The organism is Loigolactobacillus iwatensis, from assembly GCF_003950295.1.
In the GTDB taxonomy this organism is placed as follows: Bacteria; Bacillota; Bacilli; order Lactobacillales; family Lactobacillaceae; genus Loigolactobacillus; species Loigolactobacillus iwatensis.
Map to the genome: position 1 here is coordinate 1 of NZ_RHNP01000078.1, position 2952 is coordinate 2952.

Here is a 2952-nt window from a genome sequence, read left to right on the forward strand (position 1 = left end):
ACAAAAAAACAGTGTTAGAAGTTGCTTAACTTCTAACACTGTAAAATTGGCTATCAACAGGATTTGACAGAGAGCCAAACTATGCCGCACTTGGTTTACCTGCCCATTTTCTAATTTTTGACGAATACGTTGCCTTTATGGATATGATTGGCCGTGATGCCATGACTGCCATTAACAAGCTTAAACAAATCGCCCTACTTGGCCGTCAATCAGGTTTCTTTCTAATTTTAGCTTGCCAGCGCCCAGATGCTAAATACCTTGGTGATGGCATTCGTGACCAGTTTATGTTCCGTGTTGCGCTTGGTCGTATGTCAGAGATCGGCTACACCATGATGTACGGTCAAACCAATAAGGACTTCTTTCTAAAGCCAATTAAAGGCCGTGGCTATGTTGATACCGGTTTAAGTGTCATTAGCGAATTTTACACACCATTAGTTCCAAAGCATTACGATTTTATCGAAACAATTGGTCATGCCTACCAAGAATCACATCAATCTAGTTGAAGTATTTCTTCTACATTAAAAATGAAAGAAGGTGCCACCATGCAAAATATTCAATTGATCAATGATATCGATTTTATCGAAGATTTTTCTAAAGTCACCACCAACTTAACAACTCGTGATGCCGAGGACTATCTTGAATACATGTGTGGTAAAGCACGTGAAAGCCCTGATAGTAACTTATTTCTTCAGTGTCCTTCACAAGCTACGAAGAACGGTATTAGCAAAATTTTTGATTTTTCAGTCGGCACACAAAAAAATGGCTTGACTATGACGTATACAGGATACCACGACGATAAGTAAAAATGCACAAAATTTATAAAGGCCTATCGACAATATTGAAGAGTTATTAGTTTAGTCGTCCACTTTAAACATTAACTTAAAAACTCCAAGCTTATTGTACGAAATCTTACCAGTTTTTCTATCTTGAAAGAAATTCATAATTTCTTTTTTAAAGGCATGTCTATCCTTTTGATGTTTCTTAACCTGCATTTTTCTAGCATATTGATAAAGTTCAAGTAAAATGGGAAACCAACGTGAATTTTCAATTCCAATAGGCTTATCACTTAAACTGACCTTGGCCTGAATACAATACTGCGACTTAACAACATTCCAAATACGCTTGTTTTGAGCAAAATCTTTTTTTACAAAAGGACACAATAATAGTACATCATTGCTCAAAGTATTTGCGCTTTGAATCATTAACAATAATTCGCCGAGAACCTTTTTTCGAGGCTTACTCGAAAGATAACTACCTAATAAATTATAGTGCCAGATCTGTAATTCTGTTTCTGGGTAATTTTCATTTATAAATTGGGTCACATTCATTAATCCGCGCGTTTTATAATCAAGTTAGCCAATTAGATCCGGCTAATTGAAAAAATAAAAAACACCAAGACAAATCTCTGTTATCATTGATGTTCCAACACAAAAATGAAAGAGGTTATTGTCTTGATGCAAGAACAGAATACCACAGTCCGAGAAAAAGGTCACCACCTAACTTCATTTGAGCGCGGCAGAATCGCCACGCTACACAGCCAAGGATACTCTAACCGCGCAATTGCTAGAGTTATCGGCGTTTGTCATCAAACAATCAGTAATGAGCTACGCCGTGGTGAGATCGACCAAGTTAAAAAAGTGAACGGTCAACGGCAATATCACCGCGAGTACTCGCCAGAAGCGGCACAGGCCAAATACGAAGCTAACCGAATGTCCTGTCATCGACCTTTGAAACTCGCTGGTGTCGCTGACTTTATCCACTACTTTACGGCCCATTTGCACCAAGACGGTTGGTCGCCTGATGCCGCGGTGGGCCGCGCTAAACTTGAAGGCTTATATCAACCTGAGGAGATGGTTTCGACCAAGACGTTATACCACTATATCGATGCGCAACTACTTGAAGTCCGTAATCTTGATCTGCTCGAAAAAAACCGGCGCCGCACCAAACACCACCATTCACCCAAGCATAAGCGTCTGGCCGGACGAAGTATCGAAGAGCGACCTAAAAGTATTGATCAGCGCCAAGAGTTCGGTCACTTTGAGTTGGATACCGTAGTCGGTAAACGTAACGGCCAAGAAAGTGTCATTCTAACGCTGATCGAGCGCCAATCTCGCTGTCAGATCCTGCGTTTGATTGATGGCCGTGACGCCGATTCAGTCAACTACGAACTGGCTAAGATCTGCCAAGAATACGGGCACATCATGAAGTCCGTTACCGCTGACAACGGGGCAGAATTCGCAGCGGCGGGGACGGTGCTTGACGGGGTTGCCGACCTTTATTATGCCCACCCTTACCGCTCTTCAGAACGAGGCACAAATGAGGCGCATAATCGAATGATCCGTCGTGATGTGCCTAAGGGCCTGTCCATGGATACTTTAGGCCCTAGTGATATCCAAGCAGTGGAAGCCAAGCTAAACAACTTACCACGCCGGCAGTCAGGTTACCAAACCCCAAAAGAGCTTTTCTCCGCTGCCGCTGGCTAAAGATTGAATCTTTAAAATATGAATATCAATGAAAATACTGTCTTACCGGGATTTATTGCGTGGCTAATTTGTTCTTGCAATTTGGGGAAATATGAGCACCATATTGATGAACCTGAATGCCATCAACTTCCCTTGTATAAATATTTCCACCAACATGGTCACGTTTTTCAATAACTTTAATCCGCTTGCCGCGTAAGGCTGCCTCATGCGCAAAGACTGCCCCAAACAGACCAGCTCCGACAACTAAATAATCATATGCTTTCAATAGTTTTCCTCAGTATTCATCAAATACAGCTTTCACTGCTCATAATCTTAACTCGGCCAGAAATTAAGCCACTGCACTGAAAAAGTTTATCACCAATACCAAGCAACCACAATACAAGAATTTTATGTGGTAGATTGCAAATTTAATCCGAATTTTTGGACAAATTTGTCAGCATAACCTGATACGGTGTTTGCCAGTCGAGTA

At 41.3% G+C, this 2952-nt stretch carries 3 protein-coding genes and 2 pseudogenes; 3 read left to right on the forward strand and 2 right to left on the reverse strand.

Translation table 11 applies throughout. The features are described from left to right. Positions 1 to 74 precede the first annotated feature (74 nt). Together EKM98_RS11900 and EKM98_RS11905 are read left to right on the forward strand one after the other, a co-directional pair. Positions 75 to 503 (forward strand): annotated as a pseudogene (locus tag EKM98_RS11900) (ATP-binding protein); the annotation flags it as partial. A 39-nt stretch (positions 504 to 542) separates the two neighbouring features. After that, complete coding sequence (locus EKM98_RS11905) at positions 543 to 803, forward strand: hypothetical protein (RefSeq protein WP_010011717.1); 261 nt, start codon at positions 543 to 545, stop codon at positions 801 to 803. Positions 804 to 854: 51 nt separating this feature from the next. On the opposite strand, the gene EKM98_RS11910 is transcribed toward EKM98_RS11905, so the two are convergent. Beyond that, positions 855 to 1322, reverse strand: coding sequence for a hypothetical protein (locus EKM98_RS11910; RefSeq protein WP_125982751.1), 468 nt, complete (start codon positions 1320 to 1322; stop codon positions 855 to 857). 132 nt (positions 1323 to 1454) lie between these two features. Between EKM98_RS11910 and EKM98_RS11915 the strand changes: the two genes are divergently transcribed. Continuing rightward, the gene (locus EKM98_RS11915) at positions 1455 to 2483 is read left to right on the forward strand and encodes an IS30 family transposase (RefSeq protein WP_164512712.1); all 1029 of its coding nucleotides are present in this window, start codon (positions 1455 to 1457) and stop codon (positions 2481 to 2483) included. An 88-nt stretch (positions 2484 to 2571) separates the two neighbouring features. On the opposite strand, the pseudogene EKM98_RS11920 reads toward EKM98_RS11915, so the two are convergent. Beyond that, positions 2572 to 2748 (reverse strand): annotated as a pseudogene (locus tag EKM98_RS11920) (FAD-dependent oxidoreductase); the annotation flags it as partial. Positions 2749 to 2952: the final 204 nt, after the last annotated feature.

What these genes read in the sequence shown, in the direction of transcription:
- EKM98_RS11915 (WP_164512712.1), top strand. Translation starts at nt 1,455, where the DNA reads ATGCAAGAACAGAATACCACAGTCCGAGAAAAAGGTCACCACCTAACT.
- EKM98_RS11905 (WP_010011717.1), top strand. Translation starts at nt 543, where the DNA reads ATGCAAAATATTCAATTGATCAATGATATCGATTTTATCGAAGATTTT.